Source organism: Promicromonospora sp. MEB111, from assembly GCF_030209445.1.
In the GTDB taxonomy this organism is placed as follows: Bacteria; Actinomycetota; Actinomycetes; order Actinomycetales; family Cellulomonadaceae; genus Promicromonospora.
This window is the reverse complement of sequence record NZ_JARVSD010000007.1, coordinates 378848-403082: the sequence shown is the minus strand read 5'-3', so window position 1 is coordinate 403082 and position 24235 is coordinate 378848. Positions and strand designations below refer to the sequence as shown.

At 72.7% G+C, this 24235-nt stretch carries 20 protein-coding genes; 16 read left to right on the top strand and 4 right to left on the bottom strand.

What is annotated here, in order from left to right; translation table 11 throughout:
- Window positions 1–26: 26 nt before the first annotated feature.
- On the bottom strand, window positions 27–1241 hold the full coding sequence (locus QRN56_RS08610) for a pyridoxal phosphate-dependent aminotransferase (protein ID WP_285102411.1): 1215 nt from the start codon (window positions 1239–1241) through the stop codon (window positions 27–29).
- Between the two features lie 192 nt (window positions 1242–1433).
- Here QRN56_RS08610 and QRN56_RS08605 point away from each other — a divergent pair, with 192 nt between their 5' ends.
- Genes QRN56_RS08605 through QRN56_RS08595 form a run of 3 tightly spaced genes read left to right on the top strand, consistent with a single transcriptional unit; the run spans window position 1434 to window position 5910 of the window.
- Window positions 1434–2420, top strand: coding sequence for a hypothetical protein (locus QRN56_RS08605; RefSeq protein ID WP_285102409.1), 987 nt, complete (start codon window positions 1434–1436; stop codon window positions 2418–2420).
- A gap of 41 nt (window positions 2421–2461) precedes the next feature.
- Window positions 2462–4126 (top strand): peptidase M16 family protein, encoded by a 1665-nt coding sequence (locus QRN56_RS08600; RefSeq protein WP_285102408.1) that lies wholly within the window; start codon window positions 2462–2464, stop codon window positions 4124–4126.
- Window positions 4123–5910 carry an insulinase family protein gene (locus tag QRN56_RS08595; protein ID WP_285102407.1) on the top strand — a complete coding sequence of 596 codons (1788 nt, stop codon included), beginning with the start codon at window positions 4123–4125 and terminating at the stop codon, window positions 5908–5910. The genes QRN56_RS08600 and QRN56_RS08595 overlap by 4 nt, the downstream gene beginning before the upstream one ends.
- 22 nt (window positions 5911–5932) lie before the next feature.
- On the opposite strand, the gene QRN56_RS08590 is transcribed toward QRN56_RS08595, so the two are convergent.
- A complete protein-coding gene (locus QRN56_RS08590) occupies window positions 5933–6403 on the bottom strand; it encodes a PPOX class F420-dependent oxidoreductase (protein ID WP_285102406.1) in 471 nt (156 codons plus the stop codon).
- Between the two features lie 109 nt (window positions 6404–6512).
- Between QRN56_RS08590 and aspS the strand changes: the two genes are divergently transcribed.
- The 6 genes from aspS to QRN56_RS08560 all read left to right on the top strand — a co-directional run bounded on the left by aspS (window position 6513) and on the right by QRN56_RS08560 (window position 11913).
- Complete coding sequence (aspS, locus tag QRN56_RS08585) at window positions 6513–8312, top strand: aspartate--tRNA ligase (RefSeq protein ID WP_285102405.1); 1800 nt, start codon at window positions 6513–6515, stop codon at window positions 8310–8312.
- Window positions 8309–9088 carry a GNAT family N-acetyltransferase gene (locus QRN56_RS08580; RefSeq protein ID WP_285102404.1) on the top strand — a complete coding sequence of 260 codons (780 nt, stop codon included), beginning with the start codon at window positions 8309–8311 and terminating at the stop codon, window positions 9086–9088. The genes aspS and QRN56_RS08580 overlap by 4 nt, the downstream gene beginning before the upstream one ends.
- 103 nt (window positions 9089–9191) lie before the next feature.
- Window positions 9192–9845, top strand: a complete 654-nt coding sequence (locus QRN56_RS08575) for a DUF4190 domain-containing protein (RefSeq protein WP_285102403.1) — start codon at window positions 9192–9194, stop codon at window positions 9843–9845.
- Between the two features lie 131 nt (window positions 9846–9976).
- Window positions 9977–10531, top strand: a complete 555-nt coding sequence (locus QRN56_RS08570) for a DUF4190 domain-containing protein (RefSeq protein WP_285102401.1) — start codon at window positions 9977–9979, stop codon at window positions 10529–10531.
- Window positions 10532–10655: 124 nt separating this feature from the next.
- Entirely contained in the window at window positions 10656–11279 is a 624-nt protein-coding gene (locus QRN56_RS08565; protein ID WP_285102400.1) for a DUF4190 domain-containing protein, read from the top strand.
- Between the two features lie 61 nt (window positions 11280–11340).
- Window positions 11341–11913, top strand: a complete 573-nt coding sequence (locus QRN56_RS08560; protein ID WP_285102399.1) for a DUF4190 domain-containing protein — start codon at window positions 11341–11343, stop codon at window positions 11911–11913.
- Window positions 11914–11952: 39 nt separating this feature from the next.
- Here the strand turns inward: QRN56_RS08560 and QRN56_RS08555 are convergent, their stop codons facing one another.
- On the bottom strand, window positions 11953–13359 hold the full coding sequence (locus tag QRN56_RS08555; RefSeq protein ID WP_285102398.1) for an FAD-dependent monooxygenase: 1407 nt from the start codon (window positions 13357–13359) through the stop codon (window positions 11953–11955).
- A gap of 104 nt (window positions 13360–13463) precedes the next feature.
- Between QRN56_RS08555 and QRN56_RS08550 the strand changes: the two genes are divergently transcribed.
- The 5 genes from QRN56_RS08550 to QRN56_RS08530 all read left to right on the top strand — a co-directional run bounded on the left by QRN56_RS08550 (window position 13464) and on the right by QRN56_RS08530 (window position 19875).
- On the top strand, window positions 13464–14036 hold the full coding sequence (locus tag QRN56_RS08550; RefSeq protein WP_285102396.1) for a TetR/AcrR family transcriptional regulator: 573 nt from the start codon (window positions 13464–13466) through the stop codon (window positions 14034–14036).
- A 234-nt stretch (window positions 14037–14270) separates the two neighbouring features.
- Window positions 14271–15941: an ABC-F family ATP-binding cassette domain-containing protein gene (locus QRN56_RS08545; RefSeq protein ID WP_285102395.1), complete on the top strand. Its 1671-nt coding sequence runs from the start codon at window positions 14271–14273 to the stop codon at window positions 15939–15941.
- Between the two features lie 87 nt (window positions 15942–16028).
- On the top strand, window positions 16029–17042 hold the full coding sequence (locus QRN56_RS08540; protein ID WP_285102393.1) for a chitinase: 1014 nt from the start codon (window positions 16029–16031) through the stop codon (window positions 17040–17042).
- A 194-nt stretch (window positions 17043–17236) separates the two neighbouring features.
- Window positions 17237–18568 (top strand): ricin-type beta-trefoil lectin domain protein, encoded by a 1332-nt coding sequence (locus tag QRN56_RS08535; protein WP_285102392.1) that lies wholly within the window; start codon window positions 17237–17239, stop codon window positions 18566–18568.
- Window positions 18568–19875 carry an alginate lyase family protein gene (locus QRN56_RS08530; protein WP_285102391.1) on the top strand — a complete coding sequence of 436 codons (1308 nt, stop codon included), beginning with the start codon at window positions 18568–18570 and terminating at the stop codon, window positions 19873–19875. The genes QRN56_RS08535 and QRN56_RS08530 overlap by 1 nt, the downstream gene beginning before the upstream one ends.
- 161 nt (window positions 19876–20036) lie before the next feature.
- Here QRN56_RS08530 and QRN56_RS08525 read toward each other — a convergent pair whose 3' ends face one another.
- Window positions 20037–20492 carry a DUF6314 family protein gene (locus QRN56_RS08525; protein ID WP_285102390.1) on the bottom strand — a complete coding sequence of 152 codons (456 nt, stop codon included), beginning with the start codon at window positions 20490–20492 and terminating at the stop codon, window positions 20037–20039.
- Window positions 20493–20648: 156 nt separating this feature from the next.
- Here QRN56_RS08525 and QRN56_RS08520 point away from each other — a divergent pair, with 156 nt between their 5' ends.
- Window positions 20649–22760, top strand: coding sequence for a M3 family metallopeptidase (locus QRN56_RS08520; RefSeq protein WP_285102389.1), 2112 nt, complete (start codon window positions 20649–20651; stop codon window positions 22758–22760).
- Window positions 22761–22896: 136 nt separating this feature from the next.
- Complete coding sequence (locus QRN56_RS08515) at window positions 22897–24234, top strand: M20/M25/M40 family metallo-hydrolase (RefSeq protein ID WP_285102388.1); 1338 nt, start codon at window positions 22897–22899, stop codon at window positions 24232–24234.
- Window position 24235: the final 1 nt, after the last annotated feature.

Sequence of the window (24235 nt, the reverse complement as noted above, 5' to 3'; positions counted from 1 at the left end):
GAAGGTTGAGAAGGTGGGGACAGGCGTCAGGCCCGCACTTCCTCCAGGTACTCCGCGATGCGGCCGATCGCCTCGGTGAGCACGTCGACGTCGGGCAGCGTCACCAGGCGGAAGTGGTCGGGCTCGGGCCAGTTGAAGCCCGTTCCGTGCGTCACCAGGATCTTCTTGGCGCGCAGCAGGCCGATCACGAAGGCCTCGTCGTCCTCGATCGGGTACATCTCCGGGTCCAGGCGCGGGAAGCAGTACAGAGCACCGCGCGGGCGCACCGAGGTGACGCCCGGGATCTCGTTGAGCAGCTTGTCCGCCAGGATGGCCTGCTCGTAGAACCGGCCGCCGGGCTGCACCAGGTGGTCGATCGACTGGTAGCCGCCCAGCGCCGTCTGGATGGCGTGCTGCGCCGGCACGTTGGCGCACATGCGCATGTTCGAGACGAGGGTGAGCCCTTCGATGAAGTCGCCGGCGCGGTGCTTGGGGCCCGAGATCATGGCCCAGCCGGACCGGTAGCCGCAGATCCGGTACGCCTTGGACAGGCCGCTGAACGTGATGCACAGGACGTCGTCGGCGGCGAACGTGGCGGTGTGGTGGTGGGTGGCGCCGTCGAACAGGATCTTCTCGTAGATCTCGTCGCTCAGGAGCACCAGGTCGTGCTTGCGTGCCAGCTCGGCCAGCCCCTTGACGGTCGACTCGCTGTACACCGCGCCCGTCGGGTTGTTCGGGTTGATGATCACCAGTGCCTTCGTGGCGGGAGTGATGCGGGACTCGATGTCCTCCAGGTCCGGGTTCCACCCGTTGGACTCGTCGCAGCGGTAGTGCACGGGCGTGCCGCCCTGCAGGCTCACGGCCCCGGTCCACAGCGGGTAGTCCGGCGCCGGGACGAGCACCTCGTCGCCGTCGTCGATCAGGGCCTGCAGCACCATGCTGATCATCTCGGAGACGCCGTTGCCGATGTAGACGTCGTCCACGTGCGTGTCGATGCCGTGCGACTGGTAGTAGTGCGCCACGGCGGTGCGTGCCGAGTAGATGCCGCGGCTGTCGCTGTACCCCTGCGCCTGCGGCAGGTGGTGGATCATGTCCGCCAGGATCGCCTCGGGCGCCTCGAACCCGAACGGCGCGGGGTTGCCGATGTTCAGCTTGAGGATCTTGTGACCCTCGGCCTCCAGGCGGTACGCCTCCTCCAGGATCGGACCCCGGACGTCGTACCGGACGGACTTCAGCTTGCGGCTCTGCCTGATCTCTCGCACCCGCTCATGGTCGCAGGTCCGGTGCCCTGCCCGTGCACCCTCGCCCCGGGTCGAGATGACCGTTCCGAGTGCTTTTGGGAAGTTCACCCGGGCTGCGGTCCGATTTCGCCCGGGCAGGTCCGGCGGCGCCAGTAATCTCCGGTCGGGCACCGACGCCCCCCAGGATCCCGACCACCCCCGGACAGGTAACCGATGGCCACCACGCGCGACGCGGCGCCGACCGCGACCTTCTTCGACCCGCTGGCACACGTGCCCGACGGCGCCGCCCTGCGGGCGGCCCGTGACGCGGGGGACCCGGCGGCGGCGCTCGCGGTCGTCCGCGGCCTCACCGTGCCCGACGACATCGCGGCCGCGCTGTGGGAGATCGCGGACACGACAGCCGGTGTCACGGACGAGGCGCAGCGCCTCACGGCGGCGATCGAGGCCGCCGACGACGGCACGCCGCTCGCGCGTACCCTGCGCGCGGTCCGGTACGTCACGGTGGGCTGGGCCATCCGGTCGCACGCGCGCGCGGAGCACGTCTCGGCGAGTCAGTTCGAGCAGTTCCACGACTGGCTCCGGCAGGCCGAGCGCGTCCTGTTCGACGTGTGCTCGGAGCACCCCGGCTACGCACCGGCCTGGGAGCCCCGGATCACGACGGCTCGTGGCCTGCAGCTCGGGCATGGTGAGGCGCGACGCCGGTACGACCGGCTCGCGGCGCTCGACCCGCAGTTCTTCGCCGCGCAGCGGGTGTACCACCAGCAGATCCTGCCCAAGTGGAGCGGGTCGTGGGAGGAGGCGTCCCGGTTCGTCGAGGAGTGCGCGGCCGACGCCGCACCTGGAGCCCTCGGTCCGGCTCTCGTGGTCGACCACGCGATCGAACGGTGGCTCGACGGCGAGAAGAAGGTCCCGTCCGCGATGGTGGACCGGGTTCGTGAGGCGGCCGCCGCCACGGTGCTGCATCCCGACCACTCCCGTACCGCGGCGACGGCGACGGCTCACGCGAACTTCGCGTTGTTCTTCACGATCGCCAAGGTGCCTGCCGAGGCCTGGCCGCACTTCGAGGCCCTCGGGAACTCGCCCGTCGAGGGGATGTGGGGCTACTACGACGTCCGGGCCGAGGTGCCCTACAAGGTGCAGCGGGACAACGCCGCCAAGGCCGCAGCCAAGGTCTCCGCTCGTTCGGGCGTGCCGGCATGACGATCTCCGCGCTTCCGGACCTGGCGGACTTCCCTGGTGTCGTGCTTTCCGAGTCCGACGGGGTCCCTGTGCTCCTTGCTCCGCGTGAGGGGAACCTGGGCGCGGGGATCGTCTTCCGTGTCGGCACCGCGCACGAGACCCTCGCGACGTCCGGCATCACCCACCTGGTCGAGCACCTCGCACTGCGGGGGCAGGTCCTCAGCGAGGCGCACCTGAACGGACAGACGCACGCTGATGTCACGGTGTTCCATGTGGCCGGATCGGTCCACGACGTCGTGTCCTACCTGAACGATGTCTGCGCGTCGTTGCAGGACCTGCCGCTCGACCAGATCGAGACCGAGAAGGACATCCTGCGGTCCGAGGCGGAGGGCAGGAATCCGGGCTTCGGAGGCGCGCTGCGTGTCAACCGGCACGGGGCGCGCGGCTACGGACTGGCGGGGTACGGCGAGCGGGGCCTCGACCGGATCACGCCGGCCGAGGTACGGCAGTGGGCGGCACGGATGTTCACACGTGAGAACGCGGTCGCCTGGGTCACTGCCGACGCGCTTCCCGCGGGCCTGGACCTGAGCCTGCCGTCGGGTGAGCGCATGTACCCGCCCGCCGTGACCGACGTGCTCAAGGGCACACCCGCGTATCTGTCCGGGCTACGGGACGGCGTGTCCCTCGACGCGTTGGTGCCGCGAGGATATCCGGCGCTCCTGGCGACCGGGGTGATCCGGGAGGTGCTGCACCGCGACCTGCGCCGTAGCGCCGACATCGCACAGTCCTTGAGCGTGTCCTACGACCACCTGGACGATGAGCTCGCGCGGGTCTCCGTTGTCGTGCGGGCGGCCGAGGGGCGCCAGGACGCTGCGGCCGGTGGCCTGGCCGACGCGCTGGGCGGCCTCCGGTTCCACGTGACCGAGGACGACCTGGCCGCGGCCCGCGAGGGGATGCTCGAGGAGATGGCGGAGGCTGCGGCAGCGCCTGCCGCCGACCTGCTGCCGTCGCTCGCCTACCGCATGGTGACCGGTCGAGACCTCGACGGTTCGGACCAGGCTCGCGCCGCCGTGGAACAGGTGTCGGCGAACGACGTCCTCGGCACGATGCGCGAGGTATGGGGCAGCGCGCTCTGGTACGGGCCGGCACCCCTGGACTGGGCCGGGATGGCACCCGCCCCGGAGCAGTCACCTGCACTTGCGAAGGGGCGGTCCTACCCGCGCATCGACGTGCCGGACGTCTCGCTCGTGATCGGTCCTGACGGTGTCGGGAGTGCCTCGCCCGACGGCGTCGTGACGGTCCTGTTCGCCGACTGCGTGCTGATGGAGACGGTGCCCGACGGCGCGCGAGTGCTCACCGGGGCCGACGGGTTCCGGGTCGTGATCGAGCCGACGCTCTATCGCTCCCTCACGGTGGCTGACATCGCCGCGTCCGTCGACCGGCACGTGCCCGAGGACGTCGTGGTGCACCATCCCGCACGCGCCCCGCAGGACATCCCGGTTGCTGTGCCGCCGAAGAAGGCGGGCAAGGTCGCGCGCTCGGTGTGGGGGACCATCGAGCGTCTGATCGCGCTCTGGTTCGGCGTGTTCGTCCTGTTCGTCGTCGCGGAGCTGATCGCGCGGGAGCTTTTCGGAGCCGAGCTGCGCCTCGGCTTCCTTCCCCTGCTCGTCCTGGTGGCGACCACTGTCCAGCTCCTGCGCAAGCGGCACGGGAAGGGGGAGCGATGACCGGCGTTATGCGCGAGCTTCCCCGGACCCTCTTCGCTCGGCACCCCGGCCGCGTCGCCGGAGGTCTCGTGTTCCGCGTGGGCCTTGCCGACGAGACGCTCGCCACCAGCGGCATCACCGCGCTGGTGGTGGCGCTCGCCCTGCGCTCGGTCGAGCGGCCGGGTCTGGACATCACTGCCTCGGTCGGCCCTGTCGTGACCCACGTGCGGGTGAGCGGCTCCGCCGAGCGCGTGCGAACGACGCTCCGGGACCTGACACATGCCCTGGCGAACCTGCCGGTGCAGCACCGCGAGACCGAGACACGTGCGCTCGACGAGCGGCAGACAGATGCAGTCGGGGTCATGGCCTGGCGGTACGGGTTCCAGTCGTACGGCCTGGGCCCGGGGCAGCACGTGGGACTCCATGGCGCGACCGCCGCCGATCTCCGGTCGTGGTCCGCCGAGCGGTTCGCGAGCTCCAACGCGGTCGCGTGGTACGCGGGTGACGAGGAGCCGGACCTCGGCCTGGCGTTGCCGGCCGGAGGGCTCGCCGCAGCACCCTATCCGCCGCCGGCTGTCCCGGAGCCGGTGCTGTCACTCCCCGCCGAGGCTCCGGCCGGCGGCCCGAACGTCGTGTGGGAGGTCGTGGCCCCGGACGTGCCCGCGCTCCAGGTGCTCGCCGAGGTGGCCCGTCGGACGCTGTTCCGGCGCATGCGCCAGGACCAGGGCTGGACGTACGACGTCTCCGCCGCGATCGGCGTGCTCGACGGGCGGGAAGCCACGCTGCGGATCGCCGCGGGGCTGCGACCGGAGACGGCCGCCGAGGCCACAGGCGAGTTCCTGGACACCCTTGGTCGGCTGCGGTACTTCGTCGCCGAGGACGATGTCGCGGCAGCGCGTGCGCACCTGCTCCTGGCGTTCGACGAGCCCCACCAGGAGGCGATGTGGCTGCCCGACGAGGCCCTGCTGACGCTGCTGGGACAGCCCGTCCCGTCGCCGGCCGAACGGAGAGCGGCGATCGCCGAGGTCACCGCCGCCGACGTCGTCTCCCTGGCGCGCGCCGCCTGGGACACCGGGCTGCTGGTCGCGCCGGTCGGGTCCGGTTGGGCCGGGACCGCCGTCGCGCGGCGGGGTGCGGGTGAGGCCGTCACCGGCCGCGCCTTCGAGCGCATCGACGTGGACGCGACGATCGTCGTCGGGGACCACGGCGCCACGCTCCGGGACGGGCGGACCCGGACGACCGTCCGGTTCGCCGAGACGGCCGCGCTGCTGGCTCACCCCGACGGCGGGCGCCTCCTGGTCGCGCTTGACGGGGCGCGGATCCCGTTCGAGCCCACTCTGCACGACGACCTCGACGCGTCGACCGTCGCCGAGCTGGTGGACCGGCACGTGCCTGAGGAACTGGTCGTGCCCGTTCCCCGCGCGACGGCACCGGAGCGTCCCGACAAGGAACGGATCAAGCAGGCGGGCCGGGCCCGCGCCGACCGGGAGGTCGAGGAGGACGGGATCCTGCGCACCGCCGGAGCCGCGGTGGCAGGCACCGGCAAAGCCGTGCTCGAGCTCGGCAAGCTGGCCGGCATCCTCGCCCTGGTCCTCGTTCTCCTCGCCGCCGTCGGCGGCACGCTCTTCTCCGGCGTGCTGCTCATGGTCTGGATCGGCAGCCTGCTCGACGGCGAGCGGGACTGGCTGACGCTCGCCGTCGTCGTGCCCGCGGGTCTGGCCTGCGCCGGCATCACCTGGCTCACCTACAAGGCGGTCATCCGGCTGGGCGGCGAGGACAAGGGCAAGGCGGACGACGCCGGCTGACGCCCGGTGGCGGCGAGGCGGGTCAGCCCTCGGCGAGACGCGCCGGGAACCCGCCCGTCGCCACCGGACCCCAGCGCTCGATCGTGATGCGCACGAGCGACTTGCCCTGCTCGACCATCGCCGCGCGGTACTCGTCCCAGTCCGGGTGCTCCTTGCCGGCCGCCGCGCGGAAGTAGTCGACCAGAGGCTCCACCGACTCGGGGACGTCCAGCACCTCGGCCGTGCCGTCCACCTGCACCCAGGCGCCCCCGAAGTCCTCGCCGAGCGCCAGGAACGACGCCGCGGACCGCGCCTTCAGGTTCCGCACCTTGGCCCGCTCCGGGTACGTCGAGACGACGACACGGCCCTGCGGGTCCACGCCGTACGTCACGGGGCTGAGCTGCGGGGCGCCGTCGGCCCTGCTCGTCACGAGGATCCCGTTGCGGCGCGAGCGCAGGAACTCCAGCAGCTCGTCCCGGGACACGGTCGTGTTGGTCGCGATAGTCCTGGCCATGGGCGTCAGGCTACGCGCAGCGGCGCCCACCACGGCCGGCGGCGCGAAGGAGCCCCGGCGGTGACTAGAATTCTCGTCGACCCTCACCTCACGCTGGAAGGACTTCTTCGTGCTCCGCACCCACACGGCCGGCTCACTGCGGGCCGAGCACATCGGCCAGACCGTCACCCTCACGGGCTGGGTCGACCGCCGCCGTGATCACGGGGGAGTGGCGTTCATCGACCTGCGTGACGCGTCCGGCATCGCCCAGGTCGTCATCCGCGACGAGGAGATCGCCCACCCGCTGCGCGCCGAGTTCGTGCTGCAGGTCACCGGCGAGGTCGGCCGCCGCCCCGAGGGCAACGCCAACGCCAACCTCGCCACCGGCGAGATCGAGGTCGTCGCCACCGAGGTCGTCACCCTCAACGAGTCCGCGCCGCTGCCGTTCCAGGTGTCCACGGCGCTCGCGGACACCGAGGTGATCGGCGAGGAGGCGCGTCTCAAGCACCGCTACCTCGACCTGCGCCGTCCGGCCCCCGCGCACGCCCTGCGCCTCCGTGCCAAGGCCAACCAGGCCGCGCGCCGCGTGCTCGACGAGCAGGACTTCGTCGAGATCGAGACGCCGACCCTGACCCGGTCCACCCCGGAGGGTGCCCGCGACTTCCTGGTCCCGGCGCGCCTCGCGCCCGGCTCCTGGTACGCGCTGCCGCAGTCGCCGCAGCTCTTCAAGCAGCTCCTCATGGTGGGCGGCATGGAGCGCTACTACCAGATCGCGCGCTGCTACCGCGACGAGGACTTCCGCGCCGACCGCCAGCCGGAGTTCACGCAGCTCGACGTCGAGATGAGCTTCGTGGACCAGGAGGACGTGATCGCCCTCGGCGAGAAGATCCTCCAGGCGCTCTGGGCGTTGGTCGACGTCGAGATCCCCACGCCCATCCAGCGCATCACGTTCCACGAGGCGATGCGCTTGTACGGCACCGACAAGCCGGACCTGCGGTTCGAGAACCCGATCGTGGAGCTCACCGACTACTTCAAGGCCACGCCGTTCCGGGTGTTCCAGGCCGAGTACGTGGGCGCCGTGGTCATGACCGGCGGGGCGGCCCAGCCGCGCCGCCAGTTCGACGCCTGGCAGGAGTGGGCCAAGCAGCGCGGCGCCCGCGGACTCGCCTACGTGACCTTCACGGAGGAGGGAGAGCTCGGCGGCCCCGTCGCCAAGAACCTGTCCGACGACGAGCGCGCCGGCCTGGCGGCCGCGACCGGCGCCCGGCCCGGCGACGCCGTCTTCTTCGCCGCGGGCAAGACGTCGGAGGCGCGGGCCCTGCTCGGCGCCGCCCGCCTGGAGATCGCGCGGAAGCTCGGACAGATCGGCACGCCTGAGACGGATGACGCCTGGTCCTTCGTGTGGGTCGTGGACGCGCCCCTGTTCAAGCCGGCCGGCGAGGACGACGACGTCGACCTCGGCTCGTCCGCCTGGACCGCCGTGCACCACGCGTTCACGTCGCCCACGCCCGAATGGATCGACTCGTTCGAGAAGGAGCCGGGCGAGGCCCTGGCCTACGCGTACGACATCGTCTGCAACGGCAACGAGATCGGCGGCGGCTCGATCCGTATCCACCGCCGTGACGTGCAGGAGCGCGTCTTCGAGGTGATGGGCATCGGGCACGAGGAGGCGCAGGAGAAGTTCGGCTTCCTGCTCGACGCCTTCGCGTTCGGCGCCCCGCCGCACGGCGGCATCGCGTTCGGCTGGGACCGCATCGTGTCCCTGCTGACGAAGTCGGCCTCGATCCGCGACGTCATCGCGTTCCCGAAGTCGGGCGGCGGGTTCGACCCGCTGACGGCGGCGCCGGCGCCCATCACGCCGGAGCAGCGCAAGGAGGCCGGCGTCGACTTCACGCCCGAGGCCGCACCCGTGGCGGCCCCCACGGCGTGACGCGGCTGGGCGGCCACGGGCTCGACCACGTCTTCCACCGGGCGCGCTCCGACTTCTTCGAGGTCACGCGGACCTGGACGGACCGGACGAGTCCGGACGACGCCGGTGCGGCCGCCGTCGTCGAGCTCGTCGACCCGACGGGGGAGCGGCCCGGCCGGTGGCTCAACGCCGTCGGCCGGGCCGACCGGCTGGCGCGCCTGATGACCACGGTGGTGCCCGACGGCGACGTCGTGGCCGCCACGGTGACCCGCGGCACCGGGGCCCTGGCCGGCGAGACCCTCGCGGGCTGGGGCCTCGCGCCGGATTCCACCTGGGACCGCATGGTCACGGAGGTGGCGCCGCCCGTGCGCGACGGGTCGCCGGCCGTCGAGGTGCTCGACCTGGACCGGCACACCGACGAGATCGTCGGCCTGCTCGCCCGGGCGAACCCCCGCACGCGTTCCGGCGCGTCGGGACCCCGGGCACGACTGACCCGCTGGTACGGGGTGCGTGCCCCGTCTGCGTCCCCCGGGGAGCGCGCCGGCGCGCTGGTCGCCGTGGGATCGGCGACCCCGACCCCGACCGGGTCCGTCCACCTCGGGTCGATCGGGACCGACCCGACGCGCCGCGGGCGGGGGCTGGGCAGCGCCCTGACGGCCCGCATGACGGCGGACGGCGTCGCGGAGCACGGGCTGGTGACGCTCGGCCTCTACGACGACAACGCGCCCGCGCGCCGCGTCTACGAGCGCCTGGGCTTCGTGCTGGCGCACCAGGTGGAGACCTGGCGGCGCGAGTGAGGGCACTGCCGCGCGCGCAGGTCTGCGTCATCCCTGGTTAGGTGGAGGAGGGGCATCGGTCCCGGTGCTCCCAGCTCCCTGAACTGGAAGGGAAGGCAGCCTCATGACCGAGAACGAGGGCGGTACGCCGCGCGATCCCCAGCGGGAGACGCCGCCTACGCAGCCGTTGCCCGGGTCGACCCCTTCGCAGGGTTCGGACCCGACACCCACGCAGCCTCTTCCGGGCGAGCCGTACCGCGCGGAGCAGCAGCCCGCCGGACAGCAGCCCACACCGCAGCAGCCCGGCCCGCAGCAGCCCGGCCCGCAGCAACCCGGCCCGCAGCAGCCCGGCCCGCAGGAGCCGTACCCGGGCTCGGCGGCCGGTCCCGACGCGGGCGCACCCTACGGGCAGCAGGGCGTCCCGACGCCCTACGGCCAGCCCGGCGCCCCGGCCGCACCGCAGTACGGGTACGGGCAGACGCCGCCCAAGAACGACCTGGGTGTGTGGGCGCTGATCACGGGCATCCTCAGCTATGTGTTCTGCCCGCTCCTGCTCGGGATCGCGGCGATCATCACAGGCACGATGAGCCGCCGGGCCGCCGACGCGGGCCTGGCGAACAACCGCGGCATGGGCACCGCGGGTCTGATCCTGGGCTGGATCAACGTGGTGCTGGTCGTGCTCGCCATCGTGTTCTTCGTCATCGCGCTGGCGGTCGGGCTGTTCGCCGGCGGCCTGAACGGATGGGAAGACATGGACCCCAACGACTGGAACTACTGACCCCGCGCACGTGCGAACACGGGTAGGACTCCCCGCGCGGTTTTCCTGCCGCGCGGGGCGTCCTACCTGTAGGTTTGGCACCTCCGGGCCGGTCCAGTCCCCCGGCTCACCGCAAGCAGAGAGGTAGCACGATGACCCAGCCTGACGGCGGCCAGTCGCCCTACGACCCGCCGCAGCAGCCGCCCGAGCAGGGACAGCCGGCGACACCGGCTCCGGGCCCGGTCCCCGGCCAGCCCGCCCCGTACCAGCAGGCGCCGTACGGGCAGCAGCCGTACGACCAGCAGCAGCCGGTCTACGCGCAGGGCGGTCAGCCCGCCTACGGCGCGCCGCTGCCGAAGAACAGCCTCGCCGTCTGGTCGCTCGTGCTCGGCATCCTGTCCGTGCTCGGCTGCGGTCTGCTCACGGGTATCGCCGCAATCATCACCGGTACCAAGAGCCGGCAGGCGCAGCGCGAGGGTCTCGCGGACAACGGTGGCATGGGCCTCGCCGGTCTCGTCCTGGGCTGGATCGGGACGGTGCTGGTCACGCTCGGCGTGATCGCCTACATCGCGTTCGCGGCCTTCCTGGTCTCGACCCCGGAGTTCCAGGACAGCTTCGAGAACAGCTACGAGCAGGAGCTCGGCGACTCCGGCGCGACCATGGACCCTGAGCTCCAGGAGCTCATGGACGAGCTCGAGAACAGCTGAGCCCGCTCCGCAGCAGCCGGTCAGCCCGCCGCACCCGAGGTGAGACTCCCTCGGTCGTGCGGCGGGCTGACTCGTCGTCTCCCGTCAGCGCCCCCTGGCGCGCCCGAGCATGGAAGGCAGCACGATGACCCAGCCCGACGACGGGCACGGCCCGCGGGACCCGAACGACCAGCCGGCCGGCCCGCAGCCGCCGGTCGAGCAGACGGCGCCGGACCAGCCGACCGGGGAGCAGACGGCGGTCGCGCCCACGCCCCCGGCGCCGCCCCCGGGCCCCGCGTACGGGTATCCCGTGCAGCACCCGTCGGGCCAGCAGGTCCCGTACCCGGGTCAGCCCGGCCCTTATCCCTCGGGTCAGTACCCGTCCGGCCAGTACCCGTCCGGCCAGTACTCCTCCGGCCAGGTGCAGCCGTACCCGCCGCAGGGCCCCGCCGCGTACCAGTACGGCGCTCCGCCGCAGTACGCCTACCCGGTCGCGCCCCCGAAGAACGACCTGGGCGTCTGGTCGCTGGTGACGGGCATCCTGAGCTGGATCCTCTGCCCGCTCGTCCTGGGCATCGTCGCCATCGTCACCGGGAACGCCAGCCACAAGGCGGTCCGCGAGGGCCTGGCGAACAACCCCGGTTCGGCGACGGCGGGCCTGGTCCTGGGCTGGATCAACGTGGCGCTGACCGGCGCCGCGGTGCTGGTCTGGATCGTCTTCCTGGTGGTCGGGCTCCTCGGGGCGGCATTCTCGGTGACCCAGGTATGACCGCGGTCCGGCGGCCTGCGGCAGCACGCAGCATCCCGCGCACCCCGTGGAAGGGGGAGGCATGAGCCAGCCCGACGAGTGGAAGTCGCCCTACGACCCGCCGAAGCAGCCGGACGCCCCGCAGCCCGGCCCGGCCTATGGTCCCGGACCAGGGTCCGCGCCCGGCCAGGCCGGACCGCCGAGCCCCTACCAGCAGCCGTATCAGCAGCAGCAGTGGGACCAGCAGGGACAGCCCTACCCGGCCCAGCCCTACCCGCCCCAGCCGTACCCGGGGCAGCAGCCCTACCCGTACGGCGCGCCCTACTACGGCTACGCCGCACCGCTGGAGAAGAACTCGCTCGGGGTCTGGTCCCTCGTGCTGGGCATCCTCAGCGTCATCCTGCTGTTCGCCTGCGGTGTCGGCGGCTTCCTGGCCGGGATCCCGGCGATCATCACGGGGCACCTGAGCCGCAGGGCGCAGAAGGAGGGCCAGGCCGACAACGGCGGCATGGGCCTGGTCGGCATCATCACGGGCTGGGTGACGATCGGGCTGACCCTGCTCCTGGTCGTCGGGATCGTCATCCTGTTCAGCATCCCGGAGTTCCGGGAGGGTTTCTTCGACGAGAGCACGTCCGGCTACAGCTACGAGTACTGAGCCGCCGGGCACCAGGCCGACGTCGCCGGCGGTCGCGGGTCACGCACCCGCGACCGCGCCGGCCACGTAGCCGTCGGGGCGCACCAGCAGGGCGGTCGCGCCGCCGTCGGACCGGCGGACGACGACGCGCTCGGCCGGGTCGACCTCGCCGGGCGCGGCCGGCAGGCCGGGAGCCGGCGCGTCCGCCGGGGCGACCAGCACGAACCGCCCGGCGCGGAGGGCCTCGGCGAGACGCGACCCGCCCTCCAGCGGGAGGTCCCGCGCCCGGCTGCCGACCAGCGGGTGCGCTCCGCGGGGGTGCGGGTAGGCGACGCCCAGCGCGGACACCGTGAGCGCCGCCCGCCGGCGGACCGGGGCCACCCGGGAGACCAGGCCGACGACGCTGCGCCGTACAGCCGCGACCAGCGGCCCCGGCAGGGTGGCGACCCGCAGGATCCCGCCGCTGGTGCGCAGCACCTGCCGCCCCACCGGGTGCCGTTCGGCCTCGTAGCCGTCGAGCACGGCGTCCGCCGCGTCGTCGGGCAGGCGCAGCGCGGCGGCGAGCCGCCAGCCGAGGTTCGCGGCGTCCTGCATGCCGGTGTTCATGCCGAGCCCGCCCGCGGGGCTGTGCACGTGCGCGGCGTCGCCGGCCAGGAGGACGCGGCCCGCGCGGTAGGCGGGCGCCTGCCGCTCGTCGGCGTGGAAGCGGGACAGGAAGCGCGCCTCGGTCATGCCGAAGTCGTCGTGCAGCGTGGCGCGGGCGATGGTGCGCACCTCGTCGAGGTCGACCGGCTCGTCCTCGCTCACGTCGCGGTCGCCGTGCCAGCCGATGAACCGGTACCAGCCGTCGCCGAACGGGGCGAGGAACCCGAGGGAGTCGTTCGCGGCGGCGACCGTGAGCAGGTCGGCGGGCTGCCGCGCCAGCCGGACGTCGGCCAGGACCATCGAGCGGATCACTGCCCGGCCGGGGAACGGGATGCCGACGGCGTCACGCACCGTGGACCGCGCGCCGTCGGTGCCGACGACGTACCGGGCGCGCAGGTCCGGGCCGTCGGCGGTGGTGACCGTGACGCCGTCGTCGTCCTGGGCCAGGGCGGTGACCCGGGTGTCGTGCCGGAAGACGGCGCCCGCCTCCTCGGCGCGGCGCCGCAGCAGCCGCTCCACCTCGTACTGGGGCGCGACGAGCACGTACCGGAACCGGGACGGCAGGTCCGCCAGGTCGATGGTGAGCCGCTGGAAGAGCCGGAGGCTGGTGACCTGCTGCCCGCGGGTGAGCAGCTCGTCCGCCAGGCCGCGTGCGTCGAGCACCTCGAGGCTGCGCGCGTGCACGGCGAACGCCCGGGTCAGGTTGCTCAGCCCGGCCGGCCGCTTCTCCAGCACGGTGACGTGCGCCCCGGCCGTGGCGAGGTCCCCGGCGAGCAGCAGGCCGGTCGGGCCGGCCCCGACGACGACGACGTCCGTGTCCATGGTGTCCTCCTGGGGTGGGCCAACGAGTGTTTGCCAACGCTTGTTGACCAACGTAGCGGACCGGCTGGGCGAAGGTCAACGTGTGTTGGCATACAGTTGTTGGCATGACAGACACCGATGCTCCGCGGCGCCGCTCCGACGTGACCCGCGCGTCGATCCTGGACGCGGCCCGGGCACGGTTCGCGGCCGACGGCTACGAGCGCGCCACGGTGCGCGCCATCGCGCAGGACGCGGGGATCGACCCGTCGATGGTGATGCGCTACTACGGCTCCAAGGAGGGCCTGTTCGCTGCGGTCATCGACGTGGAGCTGGTGCTCCCGGACCTGGCCGCGATCCCGGTGGACGACGTCGGGGCGGTACTGGTGGGGCACTTCCTCGACCTCTGGGAGCACGACAGCGTGCTGCAGACGCTGCTGCGCGTGGGGGTGACGAACGAGGCCGGGGCCGCGCGGATGCGCGACGTGTTCTCCGGCCAGATCCTGCCGCTCGCGCAGCGGTTCGTCGGGGCCGGCGAGGACGCGGCGCGGCGGGCCGCCCTGGTCGCCTCGCAGGTGCTCGGCATGGCGCTGGTGCGGTACGTGCTGCGGTTCGGCCCCGCCGCGGACCTGACCAGGGCGGACGTCGTCGCCTGGCTGGGGCCCACCGTGCAGCGGTACCTCACGGCACCGCGGCCGTGACGGGCGGCGGGGGTGCCGTGATTCACGTTGCGCCCCGGCGTCGTCCCATGTCAGGCTGTGTGCGCTCCTGCGGGTGTGCCGCGCGTGTGAGGGAGCTACGGACAAGGACTGTGATGACGGGCATCTCCCGGTACGAGAACACCTCGCGCTGACGCCTGCCCTCCACGAGGGCTCCGGGCGTCGGCACCACGCCACCTCCCGGGAGTCCCTGCTGTGTTGTCCAACCCTTCTGTCGTGCTGCACGACGTCACTTTTGCCTGGCCCGACGGCGCCGTCGCGCTCGATCACGTCTCCGGCGCCTTCGGCCGCGGCCGCACCGGCCTGACCGGTCTCAACGGGGCCGGCAAGTCCACCCTGCTGCGCGTCATCGCCGGCCTGCTCACGCCCACCTCCGGCCGGGTCGCCCTGAGCGGCACCGCCGACTACCTGCCGCAGCGCATCACGCTCGACGTCCACGCGACGGTCGCCGACCTGCTGGGCATCACGCCCGTCGTGCGCGCGCTGCGGGCCATCGAGTCCGGCGACGTCGACGAGGCGCACTTCGACGTCGTCGGCGACGACTGGGACGTCGAGGAGCGGGCCGTCGCGCTGCTGGCGGCGACGGGCCTGCCCACCGGCCTCGACCGGTCGGTCGCCACCCTGTCCGGCGGCGAGACGATGCTGACGGCGATCACCGGTGTGCGGCTGCGCCAGTCGACCGGGAGCGCCGCCGTCGCGCTGCTCGACGAGCCGACGAACAACCTCGACGGCGCCGCCCGCGAGCGCCTGTACGAGCTGGTCCGCGGCTGGCGGGGCGCGCTGGTGGTCGTCTCGCACGACCTGGCCCTGCTGGAGCTGATGGACGACACGGCCGAGCTGCGTGCCGGGTCGCTGACGACGTTCGGCGGCCCGTACTCGGAGTACCGGGCGTGGCTCCAGGTGCAGCAGGAGGCGGCGGCGCAGACGCTGCGTGCGGCCGAGCAGACGCTGCGCCGCGAGAAGCGGCAGCGGATCGAGGCCGAGGAGCGGATCGCGCACAGCGAGCGCAAGGGCCGCAAGGACGCCGCGAACAGCAAGTACGTCAAGGCCGTGATCAACGACCGGCGCAACAGCGCGGAGAAGTCCGCCGGTGCGCGGCGCGGGATGCTGGACGACAAGGTGGACGCCGCACGGGCCGCCGTCGACCTGGCGGAGCGCGCGGTGCGCGACGACGACCGGATCTCCGTGGACCTGCCCGACCCGGGGGTGCCGGCCGGGCGGCGGCTGGCGGTGCTGCGGGGCGCGGACGGCCGGGAGGTCGTGATCCAGGGTCCGGAGCGGATCGCGCTGACGGGTCCGAACGGCGTCGGCAAGACGACCCTCCTGGAGCGCCTGCTCTCGATACCCGCCCCTGCCCCGTCGGGTGCTGGGTATGTGTCGGGCCAGGCCCCCTCGGGGCCGCAGACACCCAGCACTCAAGGAGATGGGCGGGACGGGCAGGGGTTCGCGGACGGGGAGCTGCTGACCGAGCGCGCGGCGTACCTGCCGCAGCGGGTCGACGTGCTGCCGGACGCGTCCTCCGTGCTGGACGCCGTGCGGGAGGGCGCGCCGCACGTGCCACCGGGGGAGCTGCGCAACCGGCTGGCGCGGTTCCTGGTGCGGGGCGCCGCCGTGGACCGGCCGGTGGCGACGCTGTCGGGCGGCGAGCGGTTCCGGGTGGCGCTGGCGCGCCTGCTGCTGGCGGACCCGCCGGCGCAGCTCCTGGTGCTGGACGAGCCGACGAACAACCTCGACATCGCGAGCACGGACCAGCTCGTGGACGCGCTGTCGGCCTACCGGGGTGCGCTGCTCGTGGTGAGCCACGACGGCGCGTTCCTGGAGCGGCTGGGCCTGGACGCGGAGATCCGGCTGGATCCGGAGGGAAATCTGACGCAGGTGCGCCGGTGACGTGTACGGGTTAACCCTGATGCGCCATTTTTCACCCGCTGTGTACGGTCTCGGTACGCATCCGACCGACATCTTCGGGAGACGACGATGAAGACCAACCCGAGGCGCCTCGCCCTGCTCAGCTCCGTGACCGCGATGGTCCTGGCGGCCGGCGGCATGGTCGGCGCCGCCGCGACGGAGGTCGCCGGGGCCCGGGCCGCCGGGCAGTCCGAGCCGCAGGCCGCCGCGGAGAAGCTGCCCGGCGCGCCCTACCTCTACCTGGGCTGGGGCGACCCGCAGAGCGCCACCTCGGTGATGAGCGAGACCGGGGTCTCGGCGTTCACCATGGCGTTCATGCTGTCGTCCGGCGGCTGCACGCCGGCGTGGGACGGGCAGCGTCCGCTGACCGGCGGCGTCGACGAGCAGACGATCGACGCGATCCAGGCCGCCGGCGGCCAGGTGCAGATCTCCTTCGGCGGCTACTCGGGCAACAAGCTGGGCCCGAACTGCTCCAGCCCGGAGGCGTTCGCCGGGGCCGTGCAGCAGGTGATCGACGCGCACGGGCCCGACGTCGTGGACTTCGACATCGAGAACACCGACGAGTACGAGGACTACGCCGTCCAGGACTTGATCCTGCAGGGGATCGCGATCGTCAAGCAGAACAACCCCGGCGTCAAGGCCGTGGTGACGATCCCGACCACCACGACCGGCCCGGGCGGGGCCGGCTCGCGCCTGATCACGCGGGCCGCCGAGCTGGGCACGCCGATCGACAACTACACGATCATGACGTTCGACTTCGGCGGCTCCGACATGGTGGCCGACACGATCAGCGCCGCCGAGGGCCTGAAGGACCAGCTCAAGGCGGCGCACGGCTGGTCCGACGCCGAGGCGTACTCGTACTCCGGGATCTCCGGCATGAACGGGCTGTCCGACGTCGGCGAGACCACCACGCCGGCGCAGTGGACCGAGATCCGCGACTGGGCGAACGCCCAGGGGCTGTCCCGGTTCGCGTACTGGGCGGTCAACCGGGACCGGGGCTGCGAGGGCGGCGGCGTGACGTCCAACTGCAGCGGCATCGCGCAGCAGGACCTCGAGTTCACGCGGATCACCGCGGGGTTCTGACCCCCGCCGCGCAGTGGTCGGGCACCGGTTCGCGGTCCGCGAGCCGGTGCCCGACGTCGTCCCGCCGGTGCCCGCTGCCGTCGGCCGGCCGAACCTGTGTGGTACCTGTACGGGTTAGCCCCAATGTTGCGGGTGGCAAGGAAGTCGTACGTTCTCCTCACTTACAGGCTTGAAAGTTCATGAGGAGGACGACCATGCAAGCACGTCTACGGCGCCGTGTCCTCGGCGGCCTCGCGACACTGTCACTGGCCCTCGCCACCGCGCTCGCGCTCGGCGGGGGCGCCCTGCCCGCGCAGGCCGCGACCGGGGCGATCACCGGGTACGGCGGCAAGTGCGTCGACGTCGCGGCGGCGAGCTCCGCGAACGGGACGCAGATCCAGCTCTACGGCTGCAACGGCACGAACGCGCAGAGCTGGGACGTGCGCACCGACGGCACGGTCCGCGCGCTCGGCAAGTGCCTCGACGTCGCGGACGCGAGCACCGCCAACGGGACCCGCATCCAGCTCTGGGACTGCAACGGCAGCGCCGCGCAGACCTGGACCGCGGGCGCGGACGGCACGCTGCGCGCGCTCGGCAAGTGTCTCGACGCGACCGGCCCGAGCTCCGCGGACGGCACGCCGCTGCAGCTCTGGGACTGCTTCGCGGGCGCCAACCAGCGCTGGACGCTCCCGTCCGGCGGCGGCAACCCCGAGCCCAACCCGGCGAAAATGCCGGGCGCGCCCTACCTGTACCTGGGCTGGGGCAACCCGCCCAGCGCCACGTCGGTGATGAGCCAGACGGGCGTGCGGGCGTTCACCATGGCGTTCATCCTCTCGTCCGGGGGCTGCAACCCCGCGTGGGACGGCAGCCGCCCGCTGACCGGCGGCGTCGACCAGCAGACCATCAACGCGATCAAGGCCGCCGGCGGCCAGGTGCAGATCTCGTTCGGCGGCTGGTCCGGCAACAAGCTGGGCCCCAACTGCTCGTCGCCCGCCGCGTACGCCGGGGCCGTGCAGCAGGTCATCAACGCGCACCAGCCCAACGTCGTGGACTTCGACATCGAGAACTCCGACGAGTTCGAGAACTACACCGTCCAGGACCGCATCCTGCAGGGCCTGACCATCGTCAAGCAGAACAACCCGAACGTGAAGATCGCCGTCACGATCGGCACGGGCCGCGGCGGCCCGGAGGGTGCGGGCACCCGGTTGATCAACCGGGCCGCGCAGCTGGGCGTCCCGATCGACAACTACACGATCATGCCGTTCAACTTCGGCTCCTCGAACATCGCGCAGGACACGATCAACGCGTCCGAGGGGCTGAAGAACCAGCTCAAGTCGGCCCGCGGCTGGACGGACGCCCAGGCGTACGCCCACATGGGCATCTCCGGCATGAACGGCAGCTCCGACCAGGGCGAGATCACGACCACCGCCGCCTGGACGCAGATCCGTGACTACGCGCGGAACAACGGGCTGACCCGGCTGGCGTTCTGGTCCGTCAACCGGGACCAGCCGGGGTTCGAGTTCACGCGCATCACGGGAGGCTTCTGATGGGGATCCGCAGCAGCAAGGCATCCGCCCGCACCCTGGTCGTGCTCGCCGTCGCCGTGGGGCTCGTCCTGCCCGCGGCCGCCGCGGGCACGGCGAGCGCCGCGCCCGGGGCGCGCGCCGCCGTCGGGCAGCAGGCGCCCGCCGTACCCGACGCGGTGCCGGACGCCGCTCCTGGTGCCGCGCCGGTGGCCGCTCCCGCCGACGTGCCCGCGACGTTCACGCACCCGGGCGTGCACGTCAGCGCGCCGCAGCTCGACTACATCCGGCAGCAGGTGCAGGCCGGCGCCCAGCCGTGGCGCAGCGCCTACGACTCGATGATGGGCAGCCGGTACGCGTCGCTGTCCTACACGCCGCACCCGCGGGCCGTGGTCGAGTGCGGGTCGTACTCCAACCCGAACTACGGGTGCACCGACGAGCGGGAGGACGCGATCGCGGCGTACACCCACGCTCTGGCCTGGTCGGTCACCCGGGACACGCGGTACGCAAACAAGGCGATCTCGATCATGAACGCGTGGTCGCCGGTGATCCGGGACCACACCAACTCCAACGCGCCGCTGCAGACGGCGTGGGCCGGGTCGGTGTGGCCGCGGGCCGCGGAGATCATCCGGTACACGGGCGCAGGCTGGGCCGCGGCCGACGTCGACCGGTTCGAGACGATGCTGCGGAACGTCTACCTGCCTGAGGTTATCAACGGGTCCAACAGCAACGGCAACTGGGAGCTGTCGATGATGGAGGCCGCCGTCGGCATCGCCATCTTCCTCGACGACCGCACCGCCTACGCGTCCGCCCGGCAGCGGTTCCTGGTGCGGGTGCCCGCGTTCATCTACCTGACCTCCGACGGGTCGGTGCCGCGCACCGTGCCCGGCTCCGGCCGGGACACCCCGGACCAGATCTTCGCCTACTGGCACAACCAGCGCACCCTGGTCAACGGCCTGTCCCAGGAGACCTGCCGGGACTTCACGCACACCGGCTACGGCATCTCGGCGATCTCGCACGTCGCCGAGACCGCCGCGATCCAGGGCGACGACCTGTACCCGCAGGTGGGGGAGCGGCTGCGGCACGCGCTCGGGTTCCACTCGACCTACCAGCGGGGCACCGCGGTGCCGTCCTGGCTCTGCGGCGGGTCGGTGCACCTGGGCCTCGGCCCGGTCACCGAGGTCGGGTTCAACGCCCTGCACAACCGGCAGGGTCACGCCATGTCGAACACGCAGGCCCTGACGGAGTCCACCCGCCCGGCCGGCACCAACAACCTGTTCGTGGCCTGGGAGACCCTGACCCACGCGAACAACCCGAACGTGCTGCCCTGACGCCGGTCTTCCGGCCGGCAGTCAGGCAGTCAGCCCCACCAGTTCGGTAGTCGGCTTCGAGATCGGCACAGGCCTGTGCCGATCTCGGAGCCGACTGCCGACCTCGACGTCGCACTGCCGACCTCGACCGCACTGCCGACCTCGGCGTGCGGAAGGGAGGCTCAGGGGCGGCGGGCGTACCAGGTGTGCATCAGGTAGTCCTTCTCGGGGCCCGTCACGTGCCAGCGCAGGTCCCACGAGTCCGCCGGCACCCGGACGGCGGGCACTCTTGCCGGGACCTGGGCAGGGAGGTCGATGCCGCCCCGGTAGAGGTCCCGGCCGCACAGGTGCTCGACGGCGCCGGCCGTCCAGGGGTGGAAGTCCCGGCCGTCCTCGAAGGTCACGCGCCACCCCGGCGCGGCCCCGTCGTCGGGCGGCGGTTCGCGGACCAGGAACAGGGTGCGCGTCACCGGGGTGCTCCCCGTGGCCCAGCGCAGGGTGCCGCGCTCGGCCCAGCGGATGCGCCCGTCCTCCTGCGGGGTGAGCTCGGCCCCGCCGTCGGCGGCGTACTGCGTGCCGTCGGCGTGCCGGATCTCCCGCCGGAAGTCCCAGGTACCGACGAGCCGCAGAGGATCCACGCCCTGACCCTAACGGCTCCGCCGGTCGGCAGTCCGCGCCGAGAGATCGGCAGTTCGCACCGAGATCGGCACAGGCCTGGACCGATCTCGGTGCGTCGTGCCGACCTCACGGAAAGGGCGCGTCCACGAGGCAACCGATGGGCGAGGATGTTCCCCATGACCTCGACCCATGAGACCACCGCGCCCGCGGACCTGGACCCGGCCAACCCGTTCGCCGCCCCGTCCACCCTCCCGTACGGCCTGCCCGACTTCGCCGCGATCCGCGAGGAGCACTACGAGCCGGCGATCCTGGCCGGCATGGCCGCCCACCGCGCCGAGGTCGACGCGATCGCCACGAACCCGGAGCCCGCCACCGTCCAGAACACGCTGGAGGCGCTGGAACGGGCCGGGCAGCTCCTGGGCCGGGCCGCCCGGGCGTACTTCAACCAGCTCCCCTCGGACTCGACCCCCGGCCTGGAGGACGTCCAGGAGCGGCTCGCGCCGCGGTTCGCGGCCCACCAGGACGCGATCAACATGGACGCGCGCCTCCACGCGCGCGTGCGTTCCCTGGCCGACGCCGCCGCCGCGGGCGACCTCGACCTGGAGCCCGACACCGCGTACCTGGTCGAGAAGCTCATGAAGCAGTTCCAGCGCTCCGGCATCGAGCTGTCGCCCCAGGACCAGGACACGCTGCGCGACCTCAACGCGCGCATCACGTCGCTGGAGGCGAGCTTCGGGCGCAAGCTCCTGGCCGGCGCCAACGAGGCGAGCGTGCTCGTGACCGACGAGGCGGAGCTCGCCGGCCTCTCCGCCGACGCCCGGGCGGGCGCCCGGGCCGCCGCCGAGGCACGCGGCCAGGACGGCTGGCTCCTGGAGATGCAGCTCTTCACGCACCAGAACGTGCTGGCCTCGCTGGAGAACCCGAGCACGCGCGAGCGTGTGCAGAGCGCCTCCATGGCGCGCGGCGCGACGGGCGGCGAGAACGACACCCGCGAGGTGCTCCTGGAGCTCGCCCGGCTGCGGGCCGAGCACGCGCAGCTCCTCGGCTACGAGCACCACGCGGCCTACATCGCCGCGGACGCGACGGCGGGCACCACGGCGGCGGTCAACGAGATGCTGGGGCGCCTCGCGCCCGCCGCCGTCGCCAACGCGCGGCGCGAGGCGAGCGAGCTCGCGAAGGTGAGCGGGGCGCCGGGCAGCGGCGGCGCGGACGGCGTGGCCGCCGCCGACTGGTCCTACCTCAACGAGGCCGTGCGCAAGCAGCGCTTCAACCTGGACGACGCCGCCCTGCGGCCCTACCTCGAGCTCGAGCGCGTGGTGCACGACGGCGTGTTCAAGGCGGCCGGACTGCTGTTCGGGCTCTCCTTCACCGAGCGCGTCGACCTGCCGGGCTACCACCCGGACGTGCGGGTCTACGAGGTGTTCGACTCGGTCGAGCCGGGGGAGCCGGGCACCGGCCTCGGGCTGTTCCTCGCCGACTTCTACACCCGCGAGTCGAAGCGGGGCGGCGCCTGGATGGACAGCCTCGTCGTGCAGAGCGACCTGCTGGGCGAGAAGCCCGTGGTCGTCAACAACCTCAACATCGTCAAGCCCCCGGCGGGCGAGCCCACGCTGCTCGTGTGGGACGAGGTGACCACCCTGTTCCACGAGTTCGGGCACGCGCTGCACGGCCTGCTCAGCGACGTCCGCTACCCGTCGCAGTCGGGCACCTCCGTGCCGCGCGACTTCGTCGAGTACCCCTCGCAGGTCAACGAGATGTGGTCGTGGGAGCCGCAGATCCTGAGGTCGTTCGCCGTGCACCACACCACCGGCGAGCCGATGCCGGCCGAGTGGGTCGACACCATGCTCGCCTCCCGCGTCTGGGGCGAGGGCTTCTCGACCACCGAGTACCTCGCCGCCGCGCTGCTCGACCAGGCGTGGCACCAGCTCACGCCGGAGCAGGTGCCGACGTCGGTCGAGGACGTGCTGCCCTTCGAGGCGGCGGCGCTCGCCGCGGCCGGGGTCGACTTCGCGTCCGTGCCGCCGCGGTACCGGAGCACCTACTTCAACCACATCTTCGGCGGCGGGTACTCGGCCGGGTACTACTCGTACATCTGGTCCGAGGTGCTCGACGCGGACACCGTGCAGTGGTACGCCGAGAACGGCGGGCTGACCCGGGAGAACGGCGAGGCGTTCCGCCGCAAGCTGCTCGCCCGCGGCGGCTCGCAGGACCCGCTGGCCTCGTTCGAGGACCTGCGGGGGCGCGCCGCCGAGATCACGCCGCTGCTCGAGCGCCGCGGCCTGGTCTGAGGGGTGAGGCGCCGTCCGAGGGGCGCGGCCTGGTCTGAGGGATGAGGCGCCGTCCGAGGGGCGCGGCCTCGTCTGAGGGGTGAGACGCCCGGCCACGGTGGACCGGCCGCCTCGTGCGGCCGGTTACCGTGGCCCTGTGACTGAGACTGTTCCCACCGCCGCGCCCGTGCCCACCGCCGCCGACGAGGTCATCCGGATCTGTCAGGAGCTGATCCGGTTCGACACGTCGAACTACGGCGACAACGAGGGCCCAGGGGAGCGTGCCGCGGCCGAGTACGTCATGGAGCTGCTGCACGAGGTGGGGCTTCAGCCCGAGCTGTTCGAGTCCAGCCCGGGACGGGCCTCCGTCGTCGTCCGGCTGGAGGGGCAGGACCGTGGCCGGCCCGCGCTGGTGCTGCACGGGCACCTCGACGTGGTGCCCGCCGCGAAGGACGACTGGAGCGTGGACCCGTTCGGCGCCGAGCTCACAGAGGGGCTCCTGTGGGGCCGCGGCGCCGTCGACATGAAGGACATGGACGCCATGATCCTGGCGGTCGTGCGGCAGATGGTGCGCGAGGGCCGCAAGCCCGCGCGCGACGTGGTGGTCGCGTTCTTCGCCGACGAGGAGGCGGGCGGCGTGTACGGCGCCCGCTGGGCCGTGGACCACCGCCCCGACCTGTTCGAGGGAGCCACGGAGGCGATCTCCGAGGTGGGCGGCTACTCGGTCGAGGTGGGCGGCAAGCGGGCCTACCTGCTGCAGACGGCGGAGAAGGGCATCGCCTGGCTGCGGCTGATCGCCGACGGGCGGGCCGGGCACGGCTCGCAGGTCAACGAGGAGAACGCGGTCACCGAGCTCGCCGCCGCCGTCGCGCGGATCGGGCAGCACGCCTGGCCGACCACGATCACCCCGACCGTGGACGCGCTGCTGCGCGGCGTCGGCGACCTGACGGGGCTGCCCGTGGACCACGAGGACCCGGCCACGATCGACGCCCTGGTCGCCGCGCTCGGCCCGGTGGCGAAGTTCGTGGGCGCCACGGTGCGCAACACGTCCAACCCGACCCAGCTCGCCTCCGGGTACAAGGCGAACGTGATCCCGGGCCGCGCCGAGGCGACCGTGGACGTACGGCTCCTGCCGGGGCACGAGGAGGCCGGGATGGCCACGCTGCGCGAGCTGGCCGGACCCCGGGTGCGGATCGAGCCGATCCACCTGGACACGGCGCTGGAGGTGCCGTTCAGCGGGTCGCTGGTCGACGCGATGGTCGCCGCGATCGACGCCGAGGACCCGGGCGCGAAGGTGCTGCCGTACACGCTGTCCGGCGGCACGGACAACAAGTCGCTGCACCGGCTGGGCATCACCGGCTACGGCTTCGCGCCGCTGCAGCTCACGAACGACCTGGACTTCGCCGGCATGTTCCACGGCGTGGACGAGCGGGTGCCGACCGAGGCGCTGAAGTTCGGCACGCGCGTGCTGGACCGCCTGCTCGCCACCTGCTGAC

Bases quoted from the DNA above. Each gene is read 5' to 3' on its own strand.
- QRN56_RS08570 (WP_285102401.1), top strand. From the start codon at position 9,977: ATGACCCAGCCTGACGGCGGCCAGTCGCCCTACGACCCGCCGCAGCAG.
- QRN56_RS08535 (WP_285102392.1), top strand. From the start codon at position 17,237: ATGCAAGCACGTCTACGGCGCCGTGTCCTCGGCGGCCTCGCGACACTG.
- QRN56_RS08555 (WP_285102398.1), bottom strand. From the start codon at position 13,359: ATGGACACGGACGTCGTCGTCGTCGGGGCCGGCCCGACCGGCCTGCTG.
- QRN56_RS08595 (WP_285102407.1), top strand. From the start codon at position 4,123: ATGACCGGCGTTATGCGCGAGCTTCCCCGGACCCTCTTCGCTCGGCAC.
- QRN56_RS08540 (WP_285102393.1), top strand. From the start codon at position 16,029: ATGAAGACCAACCCGAGGCGCCTCGCCCTGCTCAGCTCCGTGACCGCG.
- QRN56_RS08550 (WP_285102396.1), top strand. From the start codon at position 13,464: ATGACAGACACCGATGCTCCGCGGCGCCGCTCCGACGTGACCCGCGCG.
- QRN56_RS08605 (WP_285102409.1), top strand. From the start codon at position 1,434: ATGGCCACCACGCGCGACGCGGCGCCGACCGCGACCTTCTTCGACCCG.
- QRN56_RS08560 (WP_285102399.1), top strand. From the start codon at position 11,341: ATGAGCCAGCCCGACGAGTGGAAGTCGCCCTACGACCCGCCGAAGCAG.
- QRN56_RS08590 (WP_285102406.1), bottom strand. From the start codon at position 6,403: ATGGCCAGGACTATCGCGACCAACACGACCGTGTCCCGGGACGAGCTG.
- QRN56_RS08575 (WP_285102403.1), top strand. From the start codon at position 9,192: ATGACCGAGAACGAGGGCGGTACGCCGCGCGATCCCCAGCGGGAGACG.
- QRN56_RS08530 (WP_285102391.1), top strand. From the start codon at position 18,568: ATGGGGATCCGCAGCAGCAAGGCATCCGCCCGCACCCTGGTCGTGCTC.
- QRN56_RS08520 (WP_285102389.1), top strand. From the start codon at position 20,649: ATGACCTCGACCCATGAGACCACCGCGCCCGCGGACCTGGACCCGGCC.
- QRN56_RS08565 (WP_285102400.1), top strand. From the start codon at position 10,656: ATGACCCAGCCCGACGACGGGCACGGCCCGCGGGACCCGAACGACCAG.